Origin of the sequence: Gordonia sp. CPCC 205515, from assembly GCF_048537925.1 — a bacterium.
Lineage (GTDB): Bacteria > Actinomycetota > Actinomycetes > Mycobacteriales > Mycobacteriaceae > Gordonia.
This window is the reverse complement of sequence record NZ_JBCLVJ010000018.1, coordinates 81,679-107,192: the sequence shown is the minus strand read 5'-3', so window position 1 is coordinate 107,192 and position 25,514 is coordinate 81,679. Positions and strand designations below refer to the sequence as shown.

Annotated in this window: 27 protein-coding genes; 17 read left to right on the top strand and 10 right to left on the bottom strand. The window is 66.6% G+C overall.

Features of this window, described 5'->3' with window-relative positions:
- Positions 1-98: 98 nt before the first annotated feature.
- Together AAFP30_RS24295 and AAFP30_RS24290 are read right to left on the bottom strand one after the other, a co-directional pair.
- Positions 99-932, bottom strand: coding sequence for a sigma-70 family RNA polymerase sigma factor (locus AAFP30_RS24295; protein ID WP_419232607.1), 834 nt, complete (start codon positions 930-932; stop codon positions 99-101).
- A gap of 74 nt (positions 933-1,006) precedes the next feature.
- A complete protein-coding gene (locus tag AAFP30_RS24290) occupies positions 1,007-1,546 on the bottom strand; it encodes a YceI family protein (RefSeq protein WP_419232606.1) in 540 nt (179 codons plus the stop codon).
- Between the two features lie 80 nt (positions 1,547-1,626).
- On the opposite strand from AAFP30_RS24290, the gene AAFP30_RS24285 reads away from it, so the two are divergent.
- The 4 genes from AAFP30_RS24285 to phaZ all read left to right on the top strand — a co-directional run bounded on the left by AAFP30_RS24285 (position 1,627) and on the right by phaZ (position 7,207).
- Positions 1,627-2,862 (top strand): PucR family transcriptional regulator, encoded by a 1,236-nt coding sequence (locus AAFP30_RS24285; protein ID WP_419232605.1) that lies wholly within the window; start codon positions 1,627-1,629, stop codon positions 2,860-2,862.
- 121 nt (positions 2,863-2,983) lie between these two features.
- The gene (locus AAFP30_RS24280; RefSeq protein WP_419232604.1) at positions 2,984-4,483 is read left to right on the top strand and encodes a long-chain-fatty-acid--CoA ligase; all 1,500 of its coding nucleotides are present in this window, start codon (positions 2,984-2,986) and stop codon (positions 4,481-4,483) included.
- A 4-nt stretch (positions 4,484-4,487) separates the two neighbouring features.
- Positions 4,488-6,188 carry a PHA/PHB synthase family protein gene (locus AAFP30_RS24275; RefSeq protein ID WP_419232603.1) on the top strand — a complete coding sequence of 567 codons (1,701 nt, stop codon included), beginning with the start codon at positions 4,488-4,490 and terminating at the stop codon, positions 6,186-6,188.
- 119 nt (positions 6,189-6,307) lie between these two features.
- Positions 6,308-7,207: a poly(3-hydroxyalkanoate) depolymerase gene (phaZ, locus tag AAFP30_RS24270; RefSeq protein WP_419232602.1), complete on the top strand. Its 900-nt coding sequence runs from the start codon at positions 6,308-6,310 to the stop codon at positions 7,205-7,207.
- A gap of 79 nt (positions 7,208-7,286) precedes the next feature.
- Here phaZ and AAFP30_RS24265 read toward each other — a convergent pair whose 3' ends face one another.
- Both AAFP30_RS24265 and AAFP30_RS24260 read right to left on the bottom strand, forming a co-directional pair.
- Positions 7,287-7,691: a type II toxin-antitoxin system VapC family toxin gene (locus tag AAFP30_RS24265; RefSeq protein WP_419232601.1), complete on the bottom strand. Its 405-nt coding sequence runs from the start codon at positions 7,689-7,691 to the stop codon at positions 7,287-7,289.
- Positions 7,678-7,923 (bottom strand): FitA-like ribbon-helix-helix domain-containing protein, encoded by a 246-nt coding sequence (locus tag AAFP30_RS24260; RefSeq protein ID WP_419232600.1) that lies wholly within the window; start codon positions 7,921-7,923, stop codon positions 7,678-7,680. The genes AAFP30_RS24265 and AAFP30_RS24260 overlap by 14 nt, the downstream gene beginning before the upstream one ends.
- 66 nt (positions 7,924-7,989) lie before the next feature.
- Between AAFP30_RS24260 and AAFP30_RS24255 the strand changes: the two genes are divergently transcribed.
- Positions 7,990-9,102: a carboxylate-amine ligase gene (locus AAFP30_RS24255; RefSeq protein ID WP_419232599.1), complete on the top strand. Its 1,113-nt coding sequence runs from the start codon at positions 7,990-7,992 to the stop codon at positions 9,100-9,102.
- A gap of 61 nt (positions 9,103-9,163) precedes the next feature.
- Here AAFP30_RS24255 and AAFP30_RS24250 read toward each other — a convergent pair whose 3' ends face one another.
- Entirely contained in the window at positions 9,164-9,295 is a 132-nt protein-coding gene (locus AAFP30_RS24250; RefSeq protein WP_419232598.1) for a hypothetical protein, read from the bottom strand.
- Between the two features lie 170 nt (positions 9,296-9,465).
- Between AAFP30_RS24250 and ilvD the strand changes: the two genes are divergently transcribed.
- Together ilvD and AAFP30_RS24240 are read left to right on the top strand one after the other, a co-directional pair.
- Complete coding sequence (gene ilvD, locus AAFP30_RS24245; RefSeq protein WP_419232597.1) at positions 9,466-11,187, top strand: dihydroxy-acid dehydratase; 1,722 nt, start codon at positions 9,466-9,468, stop codon at positions 11,185-11,187.
- Positions 11,188-11,218: 31 nt separating this feature from the next.
- Positions 11,219-11,770, top strand: a complete 552-nt coding sequence (locus tag AAFP30_RS24240; RefSeq protein WP_419232596.1) for a DUF4334 domain-containing protein — start codon at positions 11,219-11,221, stop codon at positions 11,768-11,770.
- 192 nt (positions 11,771-11,962) lie between these two features.
- Here the strand turns inward: AAFP30_RS24240 and AAFP30_RS24235 are convergent, their stop codons facing one another.
- Together AAFP30_RS24235 and AAFP30_RS24230 are read right to left on the bottom strand one after the other, a co-directional pair.
- Complete coding sequence (locus AAFP30_RS24235) at positions 11,963-12,400, bottom strand: VOC family protein (protein ID WP_419232595.1); 438 nt, start codon at positions 12,398-12,400, stop codon at positions 11,963-11,965.
- A gap of 78 nt (positions 12,401-12,478) precedes the next feature.
- Positions 12,479-13,186: a hypothetical protein gene (locus tag AAFP30_RS24230; protein ID WP_419232594.1), complete on the bottom strand. Its 708-nt coding sequence runs from the start codon at positions 13,184-13,186 to the stop codon at positions 12,479-12,481.
- A 171-nt stretch (positions 13,187-13,357) separates the two neighbouring features.
- Between AAFP30_RS24230 and AAFP30_RS24225 the strand changes: the two genes are divergently transcribed.
- Positions 13,358-13,879, top strand: a complete 522-nt coding sequence (locus tag AAFP30_RS24225) for a hypothetical protein (RefSeq protein WP_419232593.1) — start codon at positions 13,358-13,360, stop codon at positions 13,877-13,879.
- A complete protein-coding gene (locus tag AAFP30_RS24220) occupies positions 13,869-15,290 on the top strand; it encodes a hypothetical protein (RefSeq protein WP_419232592.1) in 1,422 nt (473 codons plus the stop codon). Before AAFP30_RS24225 ends, AAFP30_RS24220 begins: the two co-directional genes overlap by 11 nt.
- A 9-nt stretch (positions 15,291-15,299) precedes the next feature.
- On the opposite strand, the gene AAFP30_RS24215 is transcribed toward AAFP30_RS24220, so the two are convergent.
- The gene (locus AAFP30_RS24215; protein WP_419232591.1) at positions 15,300-16,076 is read right to left on the bottom strand and encodes a GNAT family N-acetyltransferase; all 777 of its coding nucleotides are present in this window, start codon (positions 16,074-16,076) and stop codon (positions 15,300-15,302) included.
- Between the two features lie 47 nt (positions 16,077-16,123).
- Between AAFP30_RS24215 and AAFP30_RS24210 the strand changes: the two genes are divergently transcribed.
- The 7 genes from AAFP30_RS24210 to AAFP30_RS24180 all read left to right on the top strand — a co-directional run bounded on the left by AAFP30_RS24210 (position 16,124) and on the right by AAFP30_RS24180 (position 23,458).
- Positions 16,124-16,744 carry a LysE family transporter gene (locus AAFP30_RS24210; protein WP_419232590.1) on the top strand — a complete coding sequence of 207 codons (621 nt, stop codon included), beginning with the start codon at positions 16,124-16,126 and terminating at the stop codon, positions 16,742-16,744.
- 31 nt (positions 16,745-16,775) lie between these two features.
- Positions 16,776-17,612 (top strand): tat pathway signal sequence, encoded by an 837-nt coding sequence (locus AAFP30_RS24205; RefSeq protein WP_419232589.1) that lies wholly within the window; start codon positions 16,776-16,778, stop codon positions 17,610-17,612.
- A gap of 4 nt (positions 17,613-17,616) precedes the next feature.
- Positions 17,617-18,516 carry an MBL fold metallo-hydrolase gene (locus AAFP30_RS24200; protein ID WP_419232588.1) on the top strand — a complete coding sequence of 300 codons (900 nt, stop codon included), beginning with the start codon at positions 17,617-17,619 and terminating at the stop codon, positions 18,514-18,516.
- Positions 18,517-18,565: 49 nt separating this feature from the next.
- Positions 18,566-18,793 (top strand): dodecin, encoded by a 228-nt coding sequence (locus AAFP30_RS24195; protein ID WP_419232587.1) that lies wholly within the window; start codon positions 18,566-18,568, stop codon positions 18,791-18,793.
- Positions 18,794-18,873: 80 nt separating this feature from the next.
- Positions 18,874-19,329, top strand: coding sequence for a Fur family transcriptional regulator (locus AAFP30_RS24190; RefSeq protein WP_419232586.1), 456 nt, complete (start codon positions 18,874-18,876; stop codon positions 19,327-19,329).
- A gap of 120 nt (positions 19,330-19,449) precedes the next feature.
- The gene (katG, locus tag AAFP30_RS24185) at positions 19,450-21,600 is read left to right on the top strand and encodes a catalase/peroxidase HPI (RefSeq protein WP_419232684.1); all 2,151 of its coding nucleotides are present in this window, start codon (positions 19,450-19,452) and stop codon (positions 21,598-21,600) included.
- Positions 21,601-21,844: 244 nt separating this feature from the next.
- The gene (locus AAFP30_RS24180) at positions 21,845-23,458 is read left to right on the top strand and encodes an L-lactate permease (RefSeq protein ID WP_419232585.1); all 1,614 of its coding nucleotides are present in this window, start codon (positions 21,845-21,847) and stop codon (positions 23,456-23,458) included.
- Here AAFP30_RS24180 and AAFP30_RS24175 read toward each other — a convergent pair whose 3' ends face one another.
- Both AAFP30_RS24175 and bluB read right to left on the bottom strand, forming a co-directional pair.
- Positions 23,459-23,998 (bottom strand): dihydrofolate reductase family protein, encoded by a 540-nt coding sequence (locus tag AAFP30_RS24175; protein WP_419232584.1) that lies wholly within the window; start codon positions 23,996-23,998, stop codon positions 23,459-23,461.
- Between the two features lie 8 nt (positions 23,999-24,006).
- A complete protein-coding gene (gene bluB, locus AAFP30_RS24170; protein ID WP_419232583.1) occupies positions 24,007-24,684 on the bottom strand; it encodes a 5,6-dimethylbenzimidazole synthase in 678 nt (225 codons plus the stop codon).
- A 96-nt stretch (positions 24,685-24,780) separates the two neighbouring features.
- Between bluB and AAFP30_RS24165 the strand changes: the two genes are divergently transcribed.
- Complete coding sequence (locus AAFP30_RS24165; protein ID WP_419232582.1) at positions 24,781-25,374, top strand: class I SAM-dependent methyltransferase; 594 nt, start codon at positions 24,781-24,783, stop codon at positions 25,372-25,374.
- Positions 25,375-25,514: the final 140 nt, after the last annotated feature.

Sequence of the window (25,514 nt, the reverse complement as noted above, 5' to 3'; positions counted from 1 at the left end):
TCATCCCTTTCTCGTTGCCGGGCCGATCCGGTCGAATCCGCCCTTACCTTGTTTGACGATCGGTGCGTCCCAGATGTGACCGTACCGATCGAGAAATCTCAGCGGGGGTCGCCACCGCGGCGGCGCGTGGTCTGCGCGAGCACCTCGGGGTCGGCGCGAAACACGATGCGCGAGACCCGGCCGTCGTCGACGGTGAAGTCGAACGCGACCCGCGCCTGCCCCTTGTCGAACCAGCAGGCGCCGGGCCGGCCGCCGATGAACACCGACAGCGCCGCTTTGGCCGCCCCATTGAAGAACTGCGCGACCGTGTCGCGGCCTTCCATCCGGGCCGGGGTACCGGTCGCGATGGCGGCCGCATCCGCCTCGATGACCACCTCGGGCGCCAAGAGCTCCAGCAGTTTCGCGAACTCGCCGTTGCGGGCGGCGTCGAGGAACGCGTCGACGATGGCCCAGTCGGTGCGCTGCTCCGGCTCCCCCGGCTGGGTGATCTTGGCGCGCGCCCGCGACGCGAGTTTGCGGGCGGCGGCCGGGCTGGCACCGAGGATTGCGGCGACCGTGGCGAAGTCGACGCCGAACGTGTCGTGCAGCACGAACGCAACGCGCTCGTTGGGGGTGAGTCGATCGAGAACCACCTGTAAGGCGATGCCGACGGTGTCAGCGAGTGCGATCTCGTCGGACGGATCGGCGGCCTGGTCGTCGAGTTCGAGGTCGTCCTCGGGCGTCGGGACGGTGGCGCGCAGCCGATCCAGACACAACCGGGTGGTGACCGTGGTCAGCCAGGCGGGGAGGTTCTCGATGTCGGTGTCGGTGCGGTGCAGCCGCAACCAGGCCTGCTGCACGATGTCCTCGGCCTCCCCGCGGTCGCCGACGATGCGTTCGGCGATGCGCAGCAGTCGGGGGCGCTCGGCGGCGAATACCTCTGTCTCATCCATGTGCCTGTCACCTTCTCGGTCGACGGTCGATTCATAGGTGATGACGACGGCCGCCGAACAAATGTGACCGCCGGTCAGTGGGTGACCGTGATCTCCACACGCACGTCGTCGGCCACCTTGAGTGTGCCCATCATCAGGGAGTACGGCTTGATGCCGAAATCGGTCTGCGTGATCGTCGCCTCGGTGCTGATCTCCCGCCCGCCGTCGACGTCGTCGACGGTCAGGTCGAGGGTCTGCGGGCGGTTTTTCCCGTGGATCGTGAGTGTGCCGTCGACGTGATAGCCGTTGTCGGACTTGGTGATCGACGATGACGAGTACGTGATGTCGGGAAACTTGTCGGCCTTGAGGGATTTCAGCGCGTTTCCGCGGGCGACCATCTTCTCCGGTCCACTCATCGGGGTCAGACCGCCCTCCCCGGACTCCACCTTCAGCGAGTCGACGGCAATCGACGCCTCGATGCCGGTGGGTTCGTCGTCGTCGAAGGTCACCGTCGCCGTCCACTGCTCCAGGCCGATCGTCAGGCGATGTCCCGTACGGGCGGCGCGACCGGCGACGTCGGTGTGCACTCGCACTGCTCCGTCGGCGGCGGTCAGTTCCCATGTGGTCTCAGGCATGGGCTCGACTGTAATGGTCTGCACCGGGCTCTCCCCCCAAACCGCACCACGGACGGCTCCCGACGACAGACAATGGCGTGATGACCGCCGCGCCGAAATCGACCAACGGACCCGATGACGCCGCCATCGTGACACGTGATGTGGAGACGATCGCCGGTCTCGTAGCCGGCCGACTCGACACGCTGAGCGCGGCGGTCACCGACACCATCATCCGCGACATCGACTTCTATGCGACCGCCGACGTGGTCGACCGCGCGGAGATCGCGACGACGGTGCACAAGAACTTCGACTTCGTCATCAGCGGTTTGAGTGGTATCGCCGAGTTCGATACCTCTGCGGCACGAGAAACCGGGGCCAACCGTGCACAGCTGGGTGTGCCGCTGTCGGCGATCATGCACGCCTACCGGATCGGGTTCCAGATGGTGTGGCGTGAGTTCATGTCGGTCGCCGAGGAGAACCCATATCTGTGTCGTCGCGCGCTACTCTTCGCGACCGAGCGGATGTGGCTCGGGCAGGACCTGTTCATCAACGCGATGGCCGATGCGCACCGCGAGCAGACCACCAGCCGCGTCCTCGACGATGCCGCCGAGCGGTCCGCCCTGACCCAACACCTGCTCGAGGGCCGCATCACTTCCGAGGCGAGCCTGTGGGAGATCGCCACCATCCTGCGCCTGCCGACCCACGGCCCGTACATCGCGGTGGCCGCCGACACCCCGGAGATCGGCAAACCCCCACTCCCCGGCATCGAGACAAAGCTTCGCGGTATCGATCTGTATTCGGCGTGGCGTCTGCTCCCCGATCAGCAGATCGGCATCATTCATACCCCGACGAAGAAGGCCCGTCGCGCTGCGCTGGCCCTGTTGGAGCGCACAGCCGTGGACGGCGTGGGCATCAGCGCCCCGTTCACCGAACTCGCCGACACCGTAAAAGCGTTGCGCTACGCGCGAATTGCACTGCAGAGCGGAGGTCCGGGAATCAACGAGTTCGACGACACAGTGCTCGGCATCGCGGCGGTGACCACCCCGGAGGTCACCGCCGATCTCGCGTCCCGCGTGTTGCACGAATTGTTCGAACTCTCGCCCGAGGACCGCGAGCCGCTCATCGAGACGTTCCGGGTGTGGTCGGAGGCCGGCGGTAACGTCAACGCGACCGCCGAACGACTTTACGTGCACCGCAACACCGTTCGGCATCGTCTGCGGCGCATCGAGGACCTGACCGGCCGCTCCACCACGGCACCGCGCGAAGTCGCCGAACTGTGCCTGGCGTTCGAGGTGGCCGCCCACTTCCCGATCACCACCGGAGACAGCGACTCCTGACCGGGTGTGCACGTGCACATCCAGACGGCCTCAACGTTAGTCCTCGCACCATTCAGATCCCGGGTGATCAGGCGCACTATTGAAGTGTAAGAAAAATCCCCTCAACGAAAGAGCAGCGCCAATGACCACCCTGGCTCACAACCTCGTCGCCGCTGCCGCCACCCGGCCCGACCAGCCGGCACTGAAGTGCGGTACCGACGTCTACACCTACGCACAGTTTGACAACCTCGCCGCCAAGGTGGCAACACTGTTGGCAGACAAGGGAATCGCCCCCGGTGACCGCGTCGGCCTGATGCTCCCCAACGTTCCCGAGTTCGCGTTCCTGTTCTACGGAATCCAGCGCGCCGGCGCCGTCGCGGTGCCGATGAATCCGCTGCTGAAGTCCCGCGAGATCGAGTTCTACCTCACCAACACCTCCGCGAAGCTGATCTTCACCACCCCGATGTTCGCCGACGAGGCGATCACCGCTGCCGAGGCCGCCGGCGCCGAGTGCATCGTCGCCGATGACTCGCTGACCGCCGCGATCGCCGCCGCCGAGGCACAGTCCGCCCCGGTCGAGCGCACCGGCTCCGACACCGCGGTCATCCTGCACACCTCGGGGACCACCGGCAAGCCCAAGGGCGCCGAGCTCACCCACGACGGACTGCACCGCAACGCGCAGATCTCGATGGACAACCTGATGACCGCCACGTCGGAGGACACCATCATCGGCTGCCTGCCGATGTTCCACGTCTTCGGCCTCACCTGCGGCCTCAACGGCGCGGTCTACGCCCAGGCCACCCTGGTGCTCATCCCCCGCTTCGACCCGACCGTCGTCCTCGACGCCATCGCCGAGCACAAGGTGTCGGTCTTTCAGGGCGTCCCGACCATGTACTCCGCACTGGTCGCCGCGCATCGTCCCACCGACGACACCAGCTCGCTGCGGGTATGCGTGTCCGGCGGCGCGGCGCTGCCCGCCCAGGTCATCGTCGACTTCGAGAGCACCTTCGACGCCGTCATCCTCGAGGGCTACGGCCTTTCGGAGACCTCGCCGGTCGCGTGCTTCAACCACCCGGAGAACCCCCGCAAGGCCGGCACCATCGGCACCCCGATCGAGGGTGTGGAGATGCGCGTCGTCGACAAGGACGGCAATGAGCTGCCGCTCGGCGAGCCGGGTGAGATCCAGATCCGGGGCCACAACATCATGAAGGGCTACTGGAATCTGCCCGAGGCCACTGCCAAGGCCATCGACGCCGACGGCTGGTTCTCCAGCGGCGACGTCGGCACCAAGGACGAAGACGGCTACTACCGCATCGTCGACCGGACCAAGGACATGATCATCCGCGGCGGTATGAACGTCTACCCGCGTGAGGTCGAGGAAGTGCTCTACGAGCACCCGCAGGTCGCCGCGGCCGCCGTGATCGGCATCAAGCACACCTCGCTCGGCGAAGAAGTCGGTGCCGCAGTGCAACTCAAGCCCGGCGCCACGGTCACCGAGGACGAGCTGCGTGCCTACACCAAGGAACGCGTCGCCGCCTACAAGTACCCGCGCCACGTGTGGATCGTCGATCAGCTGCCTACCGGTCCGACCGGCAAGATCCAGAAGCGCGACATCACCGCCCCTACTTTTCAGGAAGCCTGAAATCATGACCATCGCACAGAACACCAATGCCGCAGGCGAAATCGCCGCCCCGCTCGATCTCCTGCTCACCAACTCCACCAAGTCGTTCGCCAGCCGGATGGTGCCGAACGCATCGTGGGCCCGGTTCGGTGTGTCGCTGGCCCGCCAGCCGATCAACGTCGCCGAGCAGAGTGCCGGACTCGCCAAGGAACTCGGTCTGATCACCCTCGGTCGTTCCGATCGTGAGCCCGCTCGCGGTGACAAGCGTTTCGCCGATCCTGCCTGGAGTGGCAACCCGCTGCTGCGCCGCATCGAGCAGGCCTACCTCGCCAGCTCCGCGACTGCCGAAAATCTGTACGCTGCAGCCGATCTGGACTGGAAAGACGCCGAGAAGGTGCGGTTCGCCCTGGACAACATCATCGAAGGCTTGGCCCCCACCAACAACCTGGTGCTCAACCCGCAGGGCTGGAAGGCGCTCATCGACACCGGCGGCCTGTCCGCGCTGCGCGGGTTCCGCGCATTCGTCCGCGACATGGCCTCCAAGCCCCGCGTGCCGGCCATGGTCGAGCCCGACGCCTTCCAGGTCGGCGAGACCGTCGCCACCACCAAGGGCACGGTTGTGTTGCGCACCAAGATGTTCGAACTGATCCAGTACGCACCGCAGACCAAGCAGGTCCACGAGATCCCGCTGCTGATGGTGCCGCCGGTGATCAACAAGTACTACATCATGGACATCGCGTCGGGCCGCAGCCTGATCGAGAACTATGTCCGCGGCGGCCAGCAGGTCTTCACCATCTCGTGGCGGAACCCGTCTGCGCGGCACAAGGACTGGGGCTTCGACGCCTACGGCAAGGCCATCATCGAGGCCATCGACGCCACCCGGACCATCACCGGCGCGGAGAGCACCAACCTGTTCGCCACCTGCTCCGGCGGCATCCTGGCCTCCATGACCGCCGCCCACCTCGCGGCGACCGGCCAGGGCGACAAGATCAACTCGCTGAGCTTCGGCGTGACCGTGCTCGACCAGCAGCAGGCCGGCTTCGCGTCGGCGCTGACCAGCGAGCGCGCCGCCAAGGCCGCCATCCGCACCTCCGCCAACAAGGGCTACCTCGACGGCGACGCCATGGCGGAGATGTTCGCCTGGCTGCGGCCGACCGACCTCGTCTGGCGCTACTGGGTCAACAACTACATCCAGGGACGCAGCCCGGCCGCCTTCGACGTGCTGTTCTGGAACGCCGACACCACCCGGATGACCGCAGCCCTGCACCGCGACATGGTGATGATGGGCGTCGGCAACGACCTGGTCACCCCGGGCAAGGCCACCATGCTCGGCACCCCGGTCGACCTCGGACAGGTCACCTGCGACGCGTACGTCGTCGGCGGCATCGCCGACCACATCTGCCCGTGGCAGTCGACCTACCGCAGCGCCGCCCTGCTGGGCAGCAAGAACAACCGGTACGTGCTGTCGACGAGCGGCCACATCGCCTCGCTGGTCAACCCGCCCGGCAACCCGAAGGCCTCATTCCGCGCCGGACAGGTCGACGCCGACGCCACCCCCGAAGAGTGGCTGGAGAGCGCCGAGAAGCAGCGCGACTCCTGGTGGCCGGATCACCTGCAGTGGCTGGCCGAGCGTGGCGGCGCCGAGATCGACGCCCCCACCGCGCTCGGGACCGCCGGCTTCGAGCCGCTGGCACCCGCACCGGGCACCTACGTCCTGCAGGGCTGACGGATAGACCCACTGTGTGGGGGAGTTGAGGGGCTCCCCCACACAGTAGTATCCGTCCACACCATTCATTTCCCGCCCATACCGGGCGATACACACATGATTGTGAGGTGCGAAATCTGATGAGCGAGAACGTCATCGACATCGCCCCCGAAGAGACCGAACCCGACGACATCTTCATCGCCACCGGCGGGCAACGTATCCGCGTCCGCTACCGTCCGGGCGTCGGCGTGCCGCTGGTGCTGTGCAACGGCATCGGCGCCAGCCTCGAGGTCCTCGACCCGTTCGTCGATCACCTCGACACCGACCGCCCCGTCGTGCGCTTCGACGTGCCCGGAACCGGTGAGTCCCCGACATCGCCTCTGCCCTACGGCTTCCCGTATCTGGCGTGGGTCCTCGGACGAGTGCTCGATCGCCTCGACATCGGCGTGGTCGACATCCTCGGCCTGTCCTGGGGTGGCGCGCTGGCCCAGCAGTTCGCGTTCCAGAACCCGCGGCGTTGCCGCCGGCTGATCCTGGTGGCCACCGGCACCGGTGCGGTCATGGTCCCCGGCCATCCGAAGGTGCTCAGCAAGATGGTGACCCCGCGTCGCTTCCGCGACCCGGCCTACGGCGCCACGATCGCCGGACACCTCTACGGCGGTCACGTCCGGCAGCACGGGCGCGACGTCGCCGAGCTGCTGATCCGCCAGCTGCACGCCGGTTCCAAGAAGGGCTACGTCCACCAGTTGATGGCCGGCTCGGTGTGGACCTCGATTCACGCACTGCCCGCCATTCGGCAGCGCACGCTGGTCATCGCCGGCACCGACGACCCCATCATCCCAATGGTCAACGCGCACATCCTGAGCCAGCTCATGCCGCGCGCCACCCTGCACGCCCACGATGGCGGTCACATCGACTTGATCCTGAACGCCGCGGTGTTCGGTCCGGTCGTCGACGACTTCCTCGGCGCCCCGCGAGTCGCGCGTCGGCCGTGGCGACGCAACGTCAACGTCAACATCGAGCTGACGCCGGGCGGCTGAGCCGCCTTTACAGCACTTTTCGCTGATCTGTCCGAGCCAGGGTCGGGCAGGTCAGCGAATTGCGTTGTGCAGTAAAACCCTAACGGGTCGACGCTGGCACCAGCTCGATCCGACAGCGGGGACCTGGAGCCCGGGCAAGGCGTGCATCGAGGGTCAGAAGGGTTGCATCCATGGCTTCGGCCAGTGTGACGTAGAACGCGTCCCAACCACGTACCGAATCCCGTAACTCCCAAACACGATCCAGCATCCACCGGTGCGCGTAACGTTCCCCCGGCCAGTCCCTCAGATCGACGACGGCCTGCGAGGCAGCCGTCTGATCGAGACCACCACGCAAGTATTGTGTGCGGATCACGCCGAGGACTTCGACATCGATAACCTCGGGCGCCGCGTGATCGGTGTCGGCAGCGAGCCGTGCAGAGATCTCAGCCGATCGCGGCGTATCCGCTACAACCTCGAACAGGCACGAGGCATCAACGACCAGCATCCGGCCACTCGCCTCGCCATTCATCAATGGTCGCAAGTACTTCCGTCGTCGTCAGTCGCGACGGTCGCCGACTTGTTCTGCGCAACCACTCAGACACTGACGGGCGGGACGCGATCCGCCCAGCCTCTCGACGCAATAGCTCGGGCACAGAAATGCCTTCTTCAGCGGCACGTCTGGCCAACCCCGCATACACCTCGTCATCCAAGTCTCGGATCTGCACCGTCTTAGGCATACGCGCATCTTAACATGCGAACTTGCATCACCAGTCCGAATGCACGACCCCGCCTACCATGGTCCAATGGCCCCCAACCCCATCGCGGCCACTGCGCGACCAGCGCCTCCGACGCTCGGCGTCGAAGAGGAGTTCATCCTCGTGGACCCACATTCGCGTCGCCCGGTGGCGCGCAATCGGGAGGTTGCCGAAGCGGCCCGGGCACATGGGGTGGACCTGGATCTGGAACTCACGCCGTGCCAGGTGGAGATCGCCACGCCACCGTGCGCGACCGGCGACGAGGTGCTCGCCGAACTGCGCAGGTTGCGGTCGGTGGTCGCGACGGCCGCCGAGGATGTCGGGGTCCGGGCGATCGCCACGGGCGTGCCGCCGACAGTTCCCGACCACTTCCCCATCACCGACGGCCGGCGGTATCAGCAGATCGGCGAACGGTTCGGCATGCTGGCACACGAGCAGGGCATCTGCGGCTTCCACGTGCATGTCGGGGTACCCGACCGGGACATCGCGGTCGGGGTGAGTAACCGACTTCGCCCCTACTTGCCGATTCTGCTTGCGCTGGCCGCTAATTCGGCCGTCTACCGCGGCTCGGACACCGGGCATGCGAGCTGGCGATCCATCCTGTGGTCACGGTGGCCGGCCGCCGGACCGCCGCCATATCTGCGGTCGCGCAAGCACTTCGAGAGCCTCGTCGCGATGTTTGTCTCGAGTGGCGCAATCCTCGACGATCACATGGTCTATTGGGATATCCGGCCGTCGGATCACCTGCCCACCATCGAGATCCGGGTCGGCGATGTCCAGCAACGCGCCGACGAGTCCGCCGCCATCGCAGTGATCGTGCGCGGGCTCGTCGTTCGGGCGCTCGATGACCTGGCCTACGGATCGCCCGCGCCGATGATCGATGAGGAGATCCTCGCGGCCGCCATGTGGAAGGCGGCGCACGACGGGCTCGACGGCGACGGCATCGATGTGCGGACCGGCGAAGCCGCGCGCGCGATCACCATGCTCGGGGATGTCATCGAGGTGGCTCGTGATCTATCGGGCGAGGACGCCATGATCGAGAGAGCCGCGTCGCGCTGGCGTGCGACCGGCAACGGCGCGTCCCGGCAACGCACGGCCTACGCCGAGGGTGCGACGGCGCAGGACCTCGTCGATACCGCGATCGCCGAGTTCACGCGCTGACAGCGCGCACGCGAGAGCCCGGCGCGTGGTGGCGCCGGGCTCTCGCGAGTCGCTCTGAGCTTTAGCTGCTGCCGAAGAACGGCAGCCCGAAGAACGGGCGGGGCCGGGGACGCGGCTGGACCCGCGGCTGCGGACGGCCCTGCTGACCCTGCTGGCCACCCTGCGGACGTTGCTGATTCGGACGGTACGGCATGATGCCACCTTTCTGTCGGTCTGACGGGAGCTACTGTGTTGTCCCGCTGACAAATACGACAGTAGGAACCCAACCTTGGGATCGGCTGCCGTGCTTGCTGGGAGTCTGCTGGACCCTCCGTCGCTGCCCGAATCCCGGCGCTGCCGCACTCAGCGGAATACGGTGGCCATATGAGTACGCCGGAACAGCCCCCCGCGAACGACACCGTCGACATCAAACCGCGCAGCCGCGACGTGACCGACGGCCTGGAGAAAACGGCAGCCCGCGGCATGCTGCGTGCAGTCGGCATGGGCGACGACGACTGGGTCAAACCGCAGGTGGGAGTCGGGTCGTCGTGGAACGAGATCACGCCCTGCAACCTGTCGCTGGACCGGCTCGCGTCCGCGGTGAAGGAAGGTGTCTTCTCCGCCGGCGGCTATCCGATGCAGTTCGGCACCATATCGGTGTCCGACGGCATCTCCATGGGCCATGAGGGGATGCACTTCTCCCTGGTGTCGCGGGAGGTGATCGCCGACAGCGTGGAGACGGTGATGAGCGCCGAGCGCCTCGACGGATCGGTGCTGCTCGCCGGCTGCGACAAGTCGCTGCCCGGCATGCTGATGGCCGCCGCGCGGCTGGATCTGTCCAGCGTCTTCCTCTACGCCGGGTCGACGCTGCCCGGGTTCGCGACGCTGTCCGACGGCACCGAGCATCAGGTCACCATCATCGACGCCTTCGAGGCGGTCGGCGCGTGCGCGCGCGGGCTGATGAGCCGGGAGGACGTCGACACCATCGAACGCGCCATCTGCCCCGGCGAAGGTGCGTGCGGTGGTATGTACACGGCGAACACGATGGCCAGCGCGGCCGAGGCGATGGGTATGTCGCTGCCGGGCAGCGCCGCACCACCCGCGCCGGACAAGCGTCGCGACGGTTACGCGCGTGCCAGCGGCGAGGCGGTCGTCGAGCTGCTCAAACGCGGAATCACCACCCGCGACATCATGACTCGCGAAGCGTTCGAGAATGCGATCGCTGTGGTGATGGCGTTCGGCGGCTCCACCAACGCGGTACTGCATCTGCTGGCGATCGCCAACGAGGCCGAGGTCGAACTCTCGCTGGACGACTTCTCCCGCGTCGGCGCCCGCGTCCCGCACCTCGCCGACGTGAAACCGTTTGGCGCGCACGTGATGACCGACGTCGACCGGATCGGCGGCGTGCCGGTCATCATGAAGGCACTCCTCGATGCCGGTCTGCTGCACGGCGATTGCCTGACCGTCACCGGAAAGACGGTCGCGGAGAATCTCGCCGACGTCGCGCCACCCGATCCGGACGGAAAGGTGTTGCGGGCCATGGATCGCCCGATTCATCCCACCGGCGGCATCACCATCCTGAAGGGATCGCTGGCACCGGAGGGGGCGGTGGTGAAGTCCGCGGGCTTCGATTCGGATGTGTTCGAAGGCGTCGCCCGGATCTTCGATCGCGAACGCTCGGCGATGGACGCCCTCGAGGACGGCACCATCGCCGCCGGCGACGTGGTGGTCATCCGCTACGAGGGCCCCAAGGGCGGCCCGGGCATGCGGGAGATGCTCGCGATCACCGGCGCCATCAAGGGCGCAGGTCTCGGCAAGGACGTCCTGCTGATGACCGATGGACGCTTCTCCGGGGGCACCACCGGACTGTGCGTCGGACACATCGCACCGGAAGCCGTCGACGGCGGACCGATCGCACACGTCCGCGACGGTGATCGGATTCGACTCGACGTCGCCAACGGCACCCTCGACCTCCTGGTCGACGACGACGAATTGGCTCGCCGGGCACAGGACTTCACTCCTCTGCCGCCGCGCTACACCCGAGGTGTGCTGGCGAAGTACTCGAAGTTGGTGACCTCGGCGTCGCAGGGCGCGGTCTGCCATTGACACAAATTGTCGATTCCGTACCATAACGGCCATGCTGCTTGCCGAAACCCTGCCCGACGCGCCGACCACCACCGCCGGTGCGCTCGCGGTCTTCGATGAGTGTCCCGGTGTCGATCCGCAGTTCATGATCGGGACCTGGCGCGGCGCCGAGATGCCGACCGGGCACCCCATGGATGGACTCTTGGCGGCGAGCGGCTGGTGGGGCAAGCAGTTCGTCGACGGCGAGACGGTGCATCCGTTGCTGTTCCCGACGCGCGACGGGTCGGCGCTGTGGCCGATGAATCCGCGGGCCGCCTTCCGTGGTGTGCCGCTGGCGCGGGTCCCGGGAGTCACCCGGATCTCCTACCGCACGCCGATCGCCGCGACCCGGGCGCTCACGCAGGCACGGTCACCGAAGGCGCGGTTACGCACCACCCGGTATCGCGGCGTCGACACCGCCACGATGCTCTACGACCAATTGCCCATCAACGACGTGTTTCGTCGGCTATCCGACGACGCGGTGCTCGGTGCGATGGATATGAAGGGGTCGGCGGCGCCGTACTTCTTTGTGTTGGTGCGGGATTCGTCGCTGGCGGTGGTGTGAGCGGTTTCGACGGACGCCCGCTCGGCTAGCGCCTCGCGGGCTGCTCAACCGGCGGGAAACGCACCCATCGCTGGTTGAGCGCGACGAGCGAGCGCAGCGAGCCCGACGCTGGTCGAAACCGGCGGGAAACGCATCCCCCGCTGGTTGAGCGCGACGAGCGAGCGCAGCGAGCCCGACGCTGGTCGAAACCTCTCAGTCGAGACAGAACTCGTTACCTTCGGGGTCGGTCATGACGATGAAGCCGTTGGACAGCGGCGGGGACGGTTCGTGACGTTCGACGCGGGTGGCGCCGAGGGCGACGAGTCGCTCGCATTCCGCTTCCAGCGCGGCCATGCGTGCGTCGCCGGCGGTTTCCGGAGCGGCGCGGACGTCGAGGTGCACGCGATTCTTGGCCGTCTTGCCTTCGGGTACCCGCTGGAAGAAGATCCGCGGACCGGAGGCGGTGGGGTCGACGACCGCAGACTTGTCGTTGCGGTTCTCCGCCGGGACGCCGAGTGCGTCGAGGGCGGCGTCCCACGTGTCGAAGCCGGGCGGCGGGGCCTGCAGCTCGTAGCCGAGGGCGTCAGCCCAGAACACGGCCAGCGCGCCGGGATCGCCGCAGTCGAAGGTCACCTGAATCTCGCGAGCCATGAGCCATCCTCTTTCGTGTGTCGGGGTCGTCGTCTGTGCCCACGGTGTCACGCCCAACGGACAGCGACAGTCCGCAATTCACGATCGGCCGGCGTCGGTGGCCTGCAATTGACCGGTGGCGTCGCACGCGACCGTGCCCGCACAGATGCGTTGATCGGCGTCCGACCGCCACAACTCGGCGGTCTTGGTGACCCAGAACGCGACGAATGCGATGAGGGCGGCGGTCTCGATCCAGAACAGGGCGGTACTCGGCCCCGTCCGGTGGGCGATCACCGCCGCGAGGATCGGCAACACCACCAGCAGCGCGGTGAGAATCCAGTATGCGACGGAAAAGCGTTGTGCCTCAGCGGGGTCGAGGAGGCTGAGGGTGAGCCGGCCGTAGAGCACGATGGACAGCGCGATCACGAGGAAGAACCCGATGGCCGCGGCCGTGTGCACGAGGTTCATGCCGCCGTCGCCCGGCGGTGTGGTCGGGACCAGCGCCACCACGATGGCCAGGACGCCGGCCAGGTTGAGCAACCAGTTCTCCCCCACCGAGTACCCGCGGTAGGCGATCAGGGCGACGCCCACCGCGACGACGATGCCGACGAAAACGTCGCGGGCATCGGTGTAGTAGAAGCCGCTGATCGAGCCCTGCAGGTCGACGTCGTCACTGACCGCGGCCCAGATCACCAGCACCACCGGCAAGAGCAGAGCGCCGGCGGCGATCATCAGTCGCAGTGCGAAGTAGGTGGCCATCATGAAGGAACGCAAGTCTGACGCAGTCACCATCGACGGCCGGGGCATGCGCTGATGCTACGTCGCAGACCATCCCCCCGGAATCAGATTTCTGGCAACGTTTGTTCTCACATCGCGTAGCATCGTCGCCACGCAACCGGCTCGATCCAGCCCGAGGAGGTCACCGCGATGGTGTGCTGCGTCATCGGCGCTCTCCTTGTCCTGACGCTGCAACGAGTGATGCCATGGCGAGTTCGTTCCGACGACGGCGGTTTCGCACCGACCGCCTACCGACCGTCGTATTCCGGCTCGGGCACGCCCGAGCCGGCGGTCGTCTCGCCCGCGCAGCACCGATGGTGGGCAGATGTGCTGCGTGTCGGCGGGTTCGCGCTCGGCGGCTATCTGATCGGGGTGGCCGCGCTCCTGTTGTCGGGGGCGGCGACCGACACCGCGTCGGTCGCCGCATGGGGTGTCCGGTCTGCTGTCCTCACGGTGATCGCGCTTGCCGCACTGTCGGTTTCCGCACGACGCTCGCCGACCGCGGTCGGTCGACGGGAACTGGTCGCGGTGTCGCTGATGGTCGGCGGAGCGGTGGTGTTCACCGGAATGGAGATCGACATGCATCTCCTGCACCTCTACCACGTCCATTCCGAACCCCTGCACATGGCTGTTCACGGCGGCATCGTGTCCGCGATCGTCGCCGGTGCGGCACTGTTGACACTTCCCCGTCGCGTTGCGAAAGGTACCGCGCTTGTCGAATGAACAGATGTCGGTGACGCCCGTCGACGCGGGCCGATCGGTCAGTGAGGCCACCAAAGACGAGGTGGCCACCCTGAGATACCTCCTGGACATGGCATTACAGCCCGCCGACCGGTGGGACGGCTTCACTCGACTCGAGCAGATCGGCGGTAGCGCGTTGCGCTACCAGATCGCCTACGTCTCGTACGCCTTGTCGGTGGCGCAGTACACGCGTACCCCGGCGTTCGCCGGGTATCTCGCCGAGGGCCAGGCGAACATGATCCGCCGCATGTGCGACAAACGGGTGTGGGGGTATTGGGCGACCGAGCGCCTCGCCGGGTATCTCCGGTGGAATCCGGATCCGGTCGTGTTCGCCAACGTCATGTATTCGGGATTCTTTGCGGCGATGCTGGCGTTCTACACAACGCTGAACGACGACACCACCTTTGACGATGACGGCAGTCTGCCGCTGGTGTGGAATCAGCGCACCCGGTACGACTACGGTTTCACCGCCATCGCCACCGCGATCGCCGACAATATGGCCTCGAGCCGCCACACGTTGTATCCGTGCGAACCGCACCTCACCTACCCGATGTGCAACACGATCGCGGTGACCGGACTGCTCGGCTACGACCGGCTACATGGCACCGACCTCACCGGCGATTTCGTCGACAAGATCGCACACTCGTTCCACCGCAACGGATATCTCCTACCCAACGGACGGTTCCGGTTCGGGCTCGGGCCGGCCGGACTGAAGCTGCCGCCCACGCTCTCCAACGACGCGGTGATGACCTACTGGCTCAACGGGATTCTGCCGGATCTCGCCGCCGATACCTGGGAAGCCCTGCGCGACAAACGCGTCACCGTCCGCGACGGTCGCCTGGACATGATCACCACCCCGGTCGACCGACTCGACGTCGGCTCCTACCGGATGGGTGATGCCTGGACGCTGGTCAACATCGCTTGCGCCGCAAGGGAAATGGGTGACAGCGACGCCGCCGACGCGGCCGACGCCACCATCGCCGACCACTTCCGGTGGGACTACTCGTCGGCAGGTGCGCGGCGTCTGGCGGGGGCGTCGACGTGGGCAAACGGCGCCTATGCCCTCGCCCGATTCCTCCGCCGGGACGACCTGCGTGGTCTCGCCGTCGGTGAGGTCCCCGACGCGTGGCGCACCGGACCGATACTGACGCAGGCTGCCTATCCCGACATCCTCGTCGCCAAGGCGGTCACCGATGGCGACGGCCTGGATCTGGTGCTGTATCCCGGGTCCGGCCCGGTCCGCACCACCATCGGGGTGTCCCGCTTGGCGCCGAGGACGCGCTACCGCCTGACCGGATGCGAGTTCCCGGAGGTCGTCGCCGATGAGACCGGGCATGCCCGCGTGGGTGTCTGCCTGTCGAGTCGCCACCCGGTGACGCTTCGACGAAGCTAGTGGTGTGTCTCAGACCGACAGCCGGGTGAGGTGGCGTTCACCGTACTTACGGAAACCCAAGTGCTGCAGGATCGGTGACGACGTGCGTTCGGCGTGCACGATGGCGAGGGTGGCGCCACGGGCTCGTGCATCTCGCAGCCGCGCGGCGATCAGCGCGCGGTACACCCCGCGGCCACGGAAGTCGGGCAGGGTGGCCGCACCCCACATGCGTGCCACCCCGTCGACGAGTGCGTAGCCGGCAGTGGCCACCCCGACTCCGTCGATCCGCGCCACGAACAGTCCGGGTGTCGTTGCGCCGCTGTCGTTCTCGACGTCGTTGTCGAGGTCATCAAGTACTGGTGGTGGGAAACCCCAGGCTTCGAGCGAGACGCGGCTGAACTCGTCGAGGCCTATGGGGTCGTCGACGGCGACCTCGATGACGTCGATGTCGGACGGGGTGGACATGGTGTCGAGGGTGGAGCCGGTGAGTTCGAGGGCATCGATGTCGAGCACGTTGACGATCTCGGCGTGGCAGGCAGTGAGATCGTCGTCGGACAGATCGTTGAACGTGCCCGGTCCGACGGTGATCCGGACCGTGGTGGCGCCGTGACTCGCGACAATCTTTCGCGTCTCGTCCAGGACGGCACGTGGATCGGTCAGCGGACCGTGGTAGCGCAGGAGCGTCGCCTCGCCGTCGAGCAGGTAGAACTCGTGCCCGGCGTCGACGATGTGCGCCGACCCCGGCGGATGCCAGGACGACGCCCACCGGACCGATTGTTCGACGATGAGTTCGGGGGTCCAGGTCACGGGCACAGCTTACGGAGCGGCCATCGTCGACCATTACCCTCATCCGGGTGCAGATCTCGACCTGGTTGGCGCTCCTCACCGCGTGCGTCCTGATCAGCTTCACCCCGGGCGCCGGGGCGATCAACACCATGAGCAACTCGATGAACGTCGGGTTCCGTCGTGCGTTCTGGGGCATTCTCGGGCAGCAGGCCGCGCTGCTCATCCAGTTGCTGATCGTCGCGCTCGGCCTCGGGGTGGTGATCGCGAAGTCGCCGACCGCGTTCGATGTGATCCGCTACCTGGGTGCGGCGTATCTCATCTACCTGGGTATCCGCCAGTTCTTCCGCAAGCCCGACCTGAGCGACGAGGCCACCGACGCGCTGGCCACCGAGTCGGCGTCGTCGATGTTCGTCCGCGGCGTCTGGGTGAATCTGCTCAACCCGAAGGCGATCGTGTTCCTCCTCGCGTTCGTGCCCGGCTTCGTGCGCACCGATCAACCGCTGTTGCTGCAGTACGCGGTCATCGGCGTCACCATGGTCACCGTCGACATCGCGGTGATGTGGCTGTTCTTCGCGACGGTGGCCCGCGGATTCCAGCGGATGACCCGCACCGAACAGGGACAACGCAACCTCAACCGACTGTTCGGGGTGCTGTTCATGGCGGTGGGCGTGCTGTTGGCCGTCGTGTGAGGGTGTGCGCGACACCGTTAGGGTGGAGGTCATGCGTTTTTCACGGTTCCGTCGTTCGATGACGCTCGTTGCCGCCGTCGCAGCGGTGGGCGCGGGGGTGATTGCGCCCTCCACCGATGCACACGCGGCGCCGTTCGGGGACGACGCCCTGGCCGCCGCACTGCCCGCCCGGTTGGCCGCGGCCAGCGCGTATGCGGCGACGCGACCGGGCACCACCGGAATCGTCGTGACCGATCGCCGCACCGGCATCACCCTGGTGAACAACTTCGCCGACACGCCCGTGTGGACGGCGTCGACGATCAAACTCGCCATCGCCGCCGATCTGCTCAATCGCAATCGGGTCGGTCGCATCCACCTCTCGGCCGCCGACCGCGGGGCCATGCACCGGATGCTCAATTCATCCGACGGCGCCGCCACCGACCAGCTGTGGTTCAAGTACGCCGGCGCCGACCACCTGGCCTACAACAACGCCTTCCGCGGATTCGGCATGACCGCCCTCGCTCCGCAGCGCGGATTCACCGCCTACTACCCGTACTGGGGATTCCAGAAGGACACACCACGCGATCTGGGCAACCTCGTCACCTCGGTGCTGCGCATGCCGGCCGCCGACCGCAACTACCTCGTCGGCGAGATGCGCGGAGTGGCGGCCAATCAGCGCTGGGGCATCATGGCACTGCCCGGCTCGCTGCGCCCGGGCAACAAGAATGGGTGGTCCGACGAGCAGGGCGGGTCAGTGGTCAACACCGTCGGCTTTGCCGGCAACGGCGAGCGATTCGTCGTCTCCATCATGAACTCGCTGCGGGGACAAGGGAATCAAGCCGACGGCAAGGCAACCGTGTCCCGGGTCGCCCGCGATCTGCTGGCGTGATGCCATGACCACCACAGACCCGGGTTTCCGTGAGGCACAGTACGATTCGGTGAGCGTGCTGATGTCCGGACAGGGCGGGGCGTATCCCTACGGCAACACCGTCATCGCCCGCGGGTCTGCGGGCACCCTCGTCATCGATCCGTCGTTGGAGGTCGACCACGATCCCGTCGACGCCGACGCGGTCATGATCAGCCACGCCCACGAGGACCACATCGCCGGACTCAAACACTTCACCGCACCCACGTACGTCCACGACGCCGATCTCGCCGGTGTGCGATCCCTGCGCGTGCTGATCGACGGATTCGGCATCCCGCCGGAGATCCGCTCCTTTGCCGAAAAACACATCGCCGACCAGTTCGACCTGCCCGACGGACGACCCGACGCCATCGGTGTACCGTCCGAGCACGTCTTCGATCTCGGCGACATCTCCGCCACCGTCATCCACCTGCCCGGCCACACCGCCGGACACTGCGGCGTGCTGATCGAACCCATCGGCTTCTGCTACGTCGCCGACATCGACCTGACGTCGTTCGGACCGATGTACGGCGACGTCGGCAGCAACCTCGACGACTACCTCGCATCCATCGAGCGCGTCCGCGAGATCGACGCGCGGTGGTACGGAACCTTCCATCAGAAGGGCGTCATCGAGGGCGCCGACGACTTCCGTACTCGCCTCGACGCTTTCCGCGGGGTGATCGAACGACGCGACGCCCGGTTGCTGGAGTTCCTGGGCGAGCCGCACAGCATCGTCGAGATCGCCGATCACCGACTCGTCTATCGTCCGCACGTCGAGATGCCGTTTGTCGGCGCGGTCGAATTGCGCACCGCGCAACTGCATCTGGACCGCCTTGTCCGTCATGGCGCGGTGCTCGAGGTGGAGCCGGGCCGATTCTCCCGAACGTGAGGTCGGCGAAACCGGCCACAGCGTCGCGCATCCGTGCCAGTATCGGGACATGAGCGAACACGTATATCGGGTCGTCGAAGTGGTCGGCTCGTCAGCAGACGGAACCGACGCCGCCATCGCGAATGCGATTGCGCGCGTGTCGCAAACCACCCGCAACGTCGAGTGGTTCGAGGTCGTCAACACGCGGGGACATGTGGTGGACGGCAAGATCGCCCATACGCAGGTCACCCTCAAGGTCGGCTTCCGGATCGAACCCAACGACTCGGCTACGGGATAACCCCTCGTCGAACGAGACATGACTGAGTTCGTCGTCTCAATTTGAGAGTTTTTCTGACTCAGTCCAGAAAAGCGTGCATAATGGTTCCCGTGCCGCCGACGTCTGACTACACAGAACTCTTGCGTTCTGTCGAGTTGCGAGTGACCCGCCCGCGGGTCGCCGTACTCGAGGCGGTGCATGCCCACCCCCACGCCGACACCGATACGATCCTGACCGCTGTGCGAAACGTACTGCCCGACGTGTCCAAGCAGGCCGTCTACGACGTACTCAGCGCGCTCAGCGACACCGGTCTGGTGCGGCGCATCCAGCCGTCCGGCCATGTGGCTCGTTACGAGTCGCGGGTCGGCGACAACCATCACCACGTCGTCTGCCGATCCTGCGGGATCATCGGCGACGTGGATTGTGCTGTCGGCGAGGCACCGTGCCTCACACCGACGGAACACCACGGCTTTGTTCTCGATGAGGCCGAGGTCATCTACTGGGGCCTGTGCGCCGACTGCGCCGCGGCCTCACCCACTTCGGGATCACACCCGTGATCACAGCCCGAAAAATCAACTCTCGGAAGGAATGTCGTGTCTGAGGAAAACCCCGCTCACGCAACCGAGCACCCGCCGATCGCGGAGGCGCAGACGGAGCCCGCGGAAAGCGGCTGCCCCATGCGGATCAAGCCGCCCGTCGAGGGTGGTGGCAACCGTGACTGGTGGCCCAATCAGCTGAACCTGAAGTTGTTGGCGCACAACCCCGATGTCGTGCGTCCCCACGGCTCGGACTTCGACTACGACGCCGCCCTGGAGAACCTCGACGTCAACGGCGTGGTCGCCGACGTCAAGGCCGTCATGAAGGATTCGCAGACCTGGTGGCCCGCCGACTTCGGCCATTACGGACCGTTCTTCATCCGTATGTCGTGGCACGCCGCGGGTACCTACCGCGTCGAGGACGGCCGCGGTGGCGCCGGCACGGGCATGCAGCGCTTCGCCCCGCTCAACAGTTGGCCGGACAACGCCAGCCTGGACAAGGCCCGCCGCCTGCTGTGGCCGGTGAAGAAGAAGTACGGCCAGGCACTCTCGTGGGCCGACCTGCTGGTGCTCGCCGGCAACGTCGCCCTGGAGGACATGGGCTTCAAGACCGCCGGTTTCGCGTTCGGTCGCGTCGACGAGTGGGAGCCCGAAGAGGTCTACTGGGGTCCCGAGGCCGAGTGGCTCGGCGACAACCGCTACTCCGGTGAGCGCGACCTCTCCAACCCGCTGGCCGCCGTGCAGATGGGCCTGATCTACGTCAATCCGGAAGGCCCCAACGGGAATCCGGATCCGCTGGCCTCGGCCGTGGACATCCGCGAGACCTTCGGCCGGATGGCAATGAACGACATCGAGACCGCCGCACTCATCGTCGGTGGCCACACCTTCGGCAAGACCCACGGCAACGGCGACGCCGAGCTCGTCGGCGCCGAGCCCGAGGCAGCTGCCATCGAGCAGCAGGGCCTCGGTTGGGCCAACCCGCAGGGCACCGGTGTCGGCGCCGACGCGATCACCAGCGGCCTCGAGGTCATCTGGACCCACACCCCGACCAAGTGGGACAACAGCTTCCTGGAAATCCTGTACGGCAACGAGTGGGAGCTCTTCAAGAGCCCGGCGGGCGCCAACCAGTGGCGTCCGAAGGACGGCGGTTGGGCCAACTCGGTGCCCGAGGCCCACGGCAGCGGCAAGACCCACCCGTCGATGCTGACCTCCGACCTGGCGCTGCGGATGGACCCGATCTACGGCGAGATCACCCGCCGCTGGCTCGATCACCCCGAAGAGCTTGCCGACGAGTTCGCCAAGGCCTGGTTCAAGCTGCTGCACCGCGACCTGGGACCGGCCGTCCGCTACCGCGGCCCGCTGGCCCCGTCGACCACCTACCTGTGGCAGGACAACGTCCCCGCACAGGACGGCGCGGTCATCGCCGACGCCGACATCGACAACCTGAAGGCACAGATCCTCGACTCCGGTCTGACTGTGGCGCAGCTGGTTTCGACCGCATGGAAGTCTGCGTCGTCGTTCCGTGGCAGTGACTACCGCGGTGGCGCCAACGGTGGCCGCATCCGTCTGCAGCCGCAGGCCGGCTGGGAGCTCAACGAGCCCGACGAGCTCGCCCAGGTGATTCGCAAGCTCGAGGAGATCCAGACGTCGTTCAACGCCGAGGCCGGTGCCAAGGTGTCGTTCGCCGACCTGGTGGTGCTCGGTGGGACCGCGGCGGTGGAGAAGGCTGCCAAGGATGCGGGCGTCACCGTGTCGGTGCCGTTCACCCCGGGGCGTACCGATGCCACCCAGGAGGAGACCGACGTCGAGTCGTTCGCCTACCTGGAGCCCAAGGCCGACGGTTTCCGCAACTACGACGGCAAGGCGAGCGAGCTGCCCGCCGAGTACCGGCTCATCGACAAGGCCAACCTGCTCACGCTGTCGGCGCCGGAGATGACGACGCTGGTCGGTGGTCTGCGCGTGCTGGGTGCGAACTACCAGGGCAGTGCGCTCGGTGTGCTCACCGACAAGCCGGGTCAGCTGACGAACGACTTCTTCGTCAACCTGCTCGACAGGGGGACCGAGTGGAAGGCGTCGGCGACCGACGACGGCACCTACGTCGGCAAGGACCGCGCGTCCGGCGCCGACAAGTGGACCGGCACCCGCGCCGATCTGGTGTTCGGCTCCAACTCGGTGCTGCGTGCGCTCGCCGAGGTCTACGCCGAAGACGGCGCGCAGGAGAAGTTCGTCAACGACTTCGTCGCCGCCTGGACCAAGGTGATGGAGCTCGATCGCTTCGATCTGCACAAGTGATCTGCTGACGACAGTGCCCCTTCGGCGAAAGCCGGAGGGGCACTGTTGTTTTGGGTGACTGTTCGGTCTCGATGCGCTCCCTCGCTTGCGCTCGGTCGCTTACTCGACCATCGGGAAGGAGAGCACGCGTCCGGGAAGATTACGCAAACACGACCCACGCACGAGCCTGGGGTGGCAGCGTTGTGCCGGCAACCTGGCCATGCCCTATCGGCCAACGAACGCGCGACGAGTGCGGAGGCATGACATGTGGGAACAGAACTACGCGCCGTATGACTCGGTGTACCTGTCGGCGCTCGTCGGCGCGATCCCGATCCTGGTGTTCCTGCTGTCGCTGGTGGTGTTCCGGATCAAGGGCATCACCGCGGCCCTGATCTCGGCGGTGGTGGCCGCGCTCGTGGCGTTGGTGCTCTTCGGGATGCCGTTCTCCAAGATCGTGGGGTCGGCGCTCTTCGGTGCGGTGTCAGGACTGTGGCCTATCGCGTGGATCATCGTGATGGCGGTCTGGCTGTACAAGATCGCGGTCAAGAGCGGCCAGTTCGAGGTGATACGCACGTCGATCGGCGGGGTGTCGACGGATCAGCGACTGCAGGTGCTGCTCATCGCCTTCTGCTTCGGCGGCCTGTTGGAGGGAGCGGCCGGCTTCGGGGTGCCGATCGCGATCTGCGCGGCGCTGCTCGTCGAACTCGGTTTCCGTCCCATCAAAGCCGCCATGTTGTGTCTGGTGGCCAACGCCGGGGCGGGTGCGTACGGTGCGATCGGCATCCCGGTGATCCAGGGCGCGAAGGTCGGCGGCGTCGATCTCGGGGAGCTGTCGACGTGGATGATCCCGGTGATCCAGGGACTGACCGCCCTGCTGCCGCTGATCCTGGTCGCCATCCTGGACGGCTGGAAAGGTGTGCGGCAGACCTGGCCGGCGTGGCTGGTCACCGGTGTGGTGTTCTCCGGGCTGCAATGCCTGGTGTTGTTCGTCGCAGGCCCGGAACTGACCGATATCCTGCCGCCCCTGGTTGCGATGGTGACGCTCGCCGGGCTGACTCGCATCTGGCAGCCGCGCGAGATCTATCGGGAAGGCGGTGTCGCCGCACCGGAGACGACGAAGTACTCGGTACGCGAAGTGGTGATGGCGTGGTCGCCGTTCTACTTCCTGACCGGCGCGATCCTGGTGTGGAGTCTGCCGTGGTTCAAGAGTCTGTTCACCGCAGGCGGGTGGCTGGACTGGACGGTACTCAACATCCACATGCCGTGGATCGACAACACGATCGTGCAGCATCCGCCGGTGTCGGCGACGACGGCGCCGATGCCCGCGGTGTGGCAGGTCAGCCTGATTGGCGCGTCGGGCACGGCGGTGCTCGGCGCGATCCTGGTGACCGGCGCATTCGCGCGCATCACGGTGCCCGAGGCCCTCGAACAACTCAAGGGGACGATCGCCGAACTATGGCGCCCGATCGTGCTGATCCTGCTGGTCCTCGCGTTGGCCTACATCACGAATCTGTCCGGGGCGACCGCGGCGATCGGTCTGGCGTTGGCCAATGTCGGGGACGTCTTCCCGCTGGTATCGCCGATCATCGGCTGGATCGGCGTCTTCATCACCGGTTCGGTGGTCAACAACAACACGCTGTTCGCGAAGTTGCAGGCGGTCACCGCGCAGCAGCTCGGCGTCGATCCGACGCTGCTGGTGGCGTCGAACACCGGTGGCGGGACGATGGCGAAACTCGTGTCGGCGCAATCGATCGCGATCGCGGCCTCGGCGGTCGGTGAGACCGGCAACGAGGCCGCGATCCTCCGGTCGAGCCTCAAGTATTCGCTGGCGTTCCTGGTCGTCGTCTGTGTGACGGTGTATCTGCTCTCGCTGCTGTGATCAGGCGGCCGGACCGTAGTTCAGGTGGACGACGCCGTTGGCGTAGACGTCGCTGTCGTTGAGACGCAGCGTGTGTTCGGTACCGTCGGCCCAGAGTCGTTGGCCCGCACCGAGAGTGATCGGGTACATGAACAGGTGCAGTTCGTCGAGGAGGCCGTCGGCGATCAGTGCGCGCACCAGGGTGCCGCTGCCGGAGATGTAGATGTCGCCGTCGGTCTCGTCCTTGATGCGGGCGATGGCGGCCGGATCGTAGGGTCCGATGACCGTGCTGTTGGCCCACTCGACGGAGGGGGTGCCGCTGGTGACGACGAGCTTCTCGGTGTCGTTGAAGAACGGGGCGCCGGGGTCGTCGTCGGCGGTGCGGGTGGACCAGGCCGGTGCGAACATCTCGAACGTGGTGCGGCCCAGCAGGATCTTCGTCGACCGGGAGACGATCCCGCTGATGGTCTCGCCCATCGCGGGATCGAAGCCGAACGGTGCAGTCCACGCAGGGTTCTCGAAAACCCCGTCGAGGGAGATGAATTCGTGTGCGGCGATCATGGTGCTCCTCAGGTGGCCGGGACGGTTGCAGGGAGAGACTCGCGGTCGGTCGCGAATTCATCGGTTGCAGGTCGGAAGGATTCACGGTGCACAGCGTCGGTCAGTGGTCGTCGGGACCGCCATCCGAAGCGTTCGAGGTCGGGTATCTCCTGCAGTTCGGTGACCGGGCCGAGGCACAGCCAGGCGACGACGGTGACCGGGTCGGGAATCGCGAGGAGATCCCGTAGGTACGGCTCACGGTAGAACGACACCCAGCCGACGCCGAGGCCCTCGTCGGTCGCGGCGAGCCACAGGTTTTCGATGGCCAGCGCCACCGACAATCGACCGGTTTCGTCGATGGTGTGCCTGCCGAGGATGTGTGGACCGCCCCGGGTCGGGTCGTAGGTGACGACCACACCGGTGCCCGAGGTGCGGATGCCCTCGATGTTGATGGGCCGGAAGGTGGTCGCGCGGTCGGCGGGCAGGGACCGGGCGAAGTCGTCGCGGCATTGCGCGACATGGTCGGCGAAGCGGGCGAGCGTGTCGGGGTCCTGGACGACGACGAAGTCCCACGGCTGGCTGTTGCCGACGCTGGGTGCGCGGTGGGCGGCCTCGAGGACCCTCATCAGGCGGGCGTCGTCGATCACCTCACCGCTGAACTCGTTGCGCACGTCGCGTCGTGCCGCGATCGCCTGGTAGACGTCCATGGCTGCTCCCCTGTTCGGTCGACTCATCCTCCCTCAACAAACCATGCCGACGGCGGACGGGTTTCGTGACACACCGGATGTGTCACCATGAACCTCGTGGCGACGCGATGGGACGAGACCGATGCCCCCAAGGGCGATGACTATGACGCGCGGTGGGCGCGGATGGCGGCCCAAGGCAAGTCCATCCACGGTGAGGCCGATCTCGTCGAGTCGCTGCTGGCCGAGGTCGACGGCACCCGTGTCCTCGACGGCGGCTGCGGTACCGGTCGGGTGGCGATCGAGTTGGCCCGACGCGGGTTCGACGTGGCCGGTGTCGATGCCGACGACTCGATGCTGGCGACCGCTCGACGCAACGGACCGGATATCGATTGGGTGACGGCCGATCTCGCGGATCTGCCGGACACGGTCGGGACCGGGTTCGACGTCATTGTGCTCGCGGGCAACGTGATGATTTTCGTGCATCCGGGGACCGAGCGCCGAGTCCTCGACGGCTGCACGCGGCGTCTTCGGCCGGGTGGGCTGCTGGTGGCCGGGTTTGCGTTGCGTCCCGATCGGATCTCGCTCGAGGACTACGACGACCATGCCGCGGCGGCGGGACTGGAATCAGTGGCCCGCTGGGCGACCTGGGGTCGGGAACCGTATGCCGGCGGCGACTACGCGGTGTCTGTTCACCGTCGGTTCATCGGCTGATCACAGCCGGAATTCGTCACCCGGCACCGTCGCGACATTGTGGCTATGCTGGCGCTTTCCAGTGGTGCCGCCGAACGAATTGATGCGGAGGACCACCAAGGATCGAGTTCGGGTGTAGACCGGAGTCGAGACAGACGGGA

Bases quoted from the DNA above. Each gene is read 5' to 3' on its own strand.
- AAFP30_RS24200 (WP_419232588.1), top strand. From the start codon at position 17,617: ATGACCACCACAGACCCGGGTTTCCGTGAGGCACAGTACGATTCGGTG.
- AAFP30_RS24205 (WP_419232589.1), top strand. From the start codon at position 16,776: ATGCGTTTTTCACGGTTCCGTCGTTCGATGACGCTCGTTGCCGCCGTC.
- katG (WP_419232684.1), top strand. From the start codon at position 19,450: ATGCGGATCAAGCCGCCCGTCGAGGGTGGTGGCAACCGTGACTGGTGG.
- AAFP30_RS24235 (WP_419232595.1), bottom strand. From the start codon at position 12,400: ATGGCTCGCGAGATTCAGGTGACCTTCGACTGCGGCGATCCCGGCGCG.
- AAFP30_RS24265 (WP_419232601.1), bottom strand. From the start codon at position 7,691: ATGCTGGTCGTTGATGCCTCGTGCCTGTTCGAGGTTGTAGCGGATACG.
- AAFP30_RS24240 (WP_419232596.1), top strand. From the start codon at position 11,219: ATGCTGCTTGCCGAAACCCTGCCCGACGCGCCGACCACCACCGCCGGT.
- AAFP30_RS24295 (WP_419232607.1), bottom strand. From the start codon at position 932: ATGGATGAGACAGAGGTATTCGCCGCCGAGCGCCCCCGACTGCTGCGC.
- AAFP30_RS24190 (WP_419232586.1), top strand. From the start codon at position 18,874: ATGGTTCCCGTGCCGCCGACGTCTGACTACACAGAACTCTTGCGTTCT.
- AAFP30_RS24195 (WP_419232587.1), top strand. From the start codon at position 18,566: ATGAGCGAACACGTATATCGGGTCGTCGAAGTGGTCGGCTCGTCAGCA.
- bluB (WP_419232583.1), bottom strand. From the start codon at position 24,684: ATGGACGTCTACCAGGCGATCGCGGCACGACGCGACGTGCGCAACGAG.
- AAFP30_RS24180 (WP_419232585.1), top strand. From the start codon at position 21,845: ATGTGGGAACAGAACTACGCGCCGTATGACTCGGTGTACCTGTCGGCG.
- AAFP30_RS24255 (WP_419232599.1), top strand. From the start codon at position 7,990: ATGGCCCCCAACCCCATCGCGGCCACTGCGCGACCAGCGCCTCCGACG.
- ilvD (WP_419232597.1), top strand. From the start codon at position 9,466: ATGAGTACGCCGGAACAGCCCCCCGCGAACGACACCGTCGACATCAAA.
- AAFP30_RS24260 (WP_419232600.1), bottom strand. From the start codon at position 7,923: ATGCCTAAGACGGTGCAGATCCGAGACTTGGATGACGAGGTGTATGCG.
- AAFP30_RS24250 (WP_419232598.1), bottom strand. From the start codon at position 9,295: ATGCCGTACCGTCCGAATCAGCAACGTCCGCAGGGTGGCCAGCAGGGT.
- phaZ (WP_419232602.1), top strand. From the start codon at position 6,308: ATGAGCGAGAACGTCATCGACATCGCCCCCGAAGAGACCGAACCCGAC.
- AAFP30_RS24285 (WP_419232605.1), top strand. From the start codon at position 1,627: ATGACCGCCGCGCCGAAATCGACCAACGGACCCGATGACGCCGCCATC.
- AAFP30_RS24225 (WP_419232593.1), top strand. From the start codon at position 13,358: ATGCCATGGCGAGTTCGTTCCGACGACGGCGGTTTCGCACCGACCGCC.
- AAFP30_RS24230 (WP_419232594.1), bottom strand. From the start codon at position 13,186: ATGCCCCGGCCGTCGATGGTGACTGCGTCAGACTTGCGTTCCTTCATG.
- AAFP30_RS24275 (WP_419232603.1), top strand. From the start codon at position 4,488: ATGACCATCGCACAGAACACCAATGCCGCAGGCGAAATCGCCGCCCCG.
- AAFP30_RS24290 (WP_419232606.1), bottom strand. From the start codon at position 1,546: ATGCCTGAGACCACATGGGAACTGACCGCCGCCGACGGAGCAGTGCGA.
- AAFP30_RS24280 (WP_419232604.1), top strand. From the start codon at position 2,984: ATGACCACCCTGGCTCACAACCTCGTCGCCGCTGCCGCCACCCGGCCC.
- AAFP30_RS24175 (WP_419232584.1), bottom strand. From the start codon at position 23,998: ATGATCGCCGCACACGAATTCATCTCCCTCGACGGGGTTTTCGAGAAC.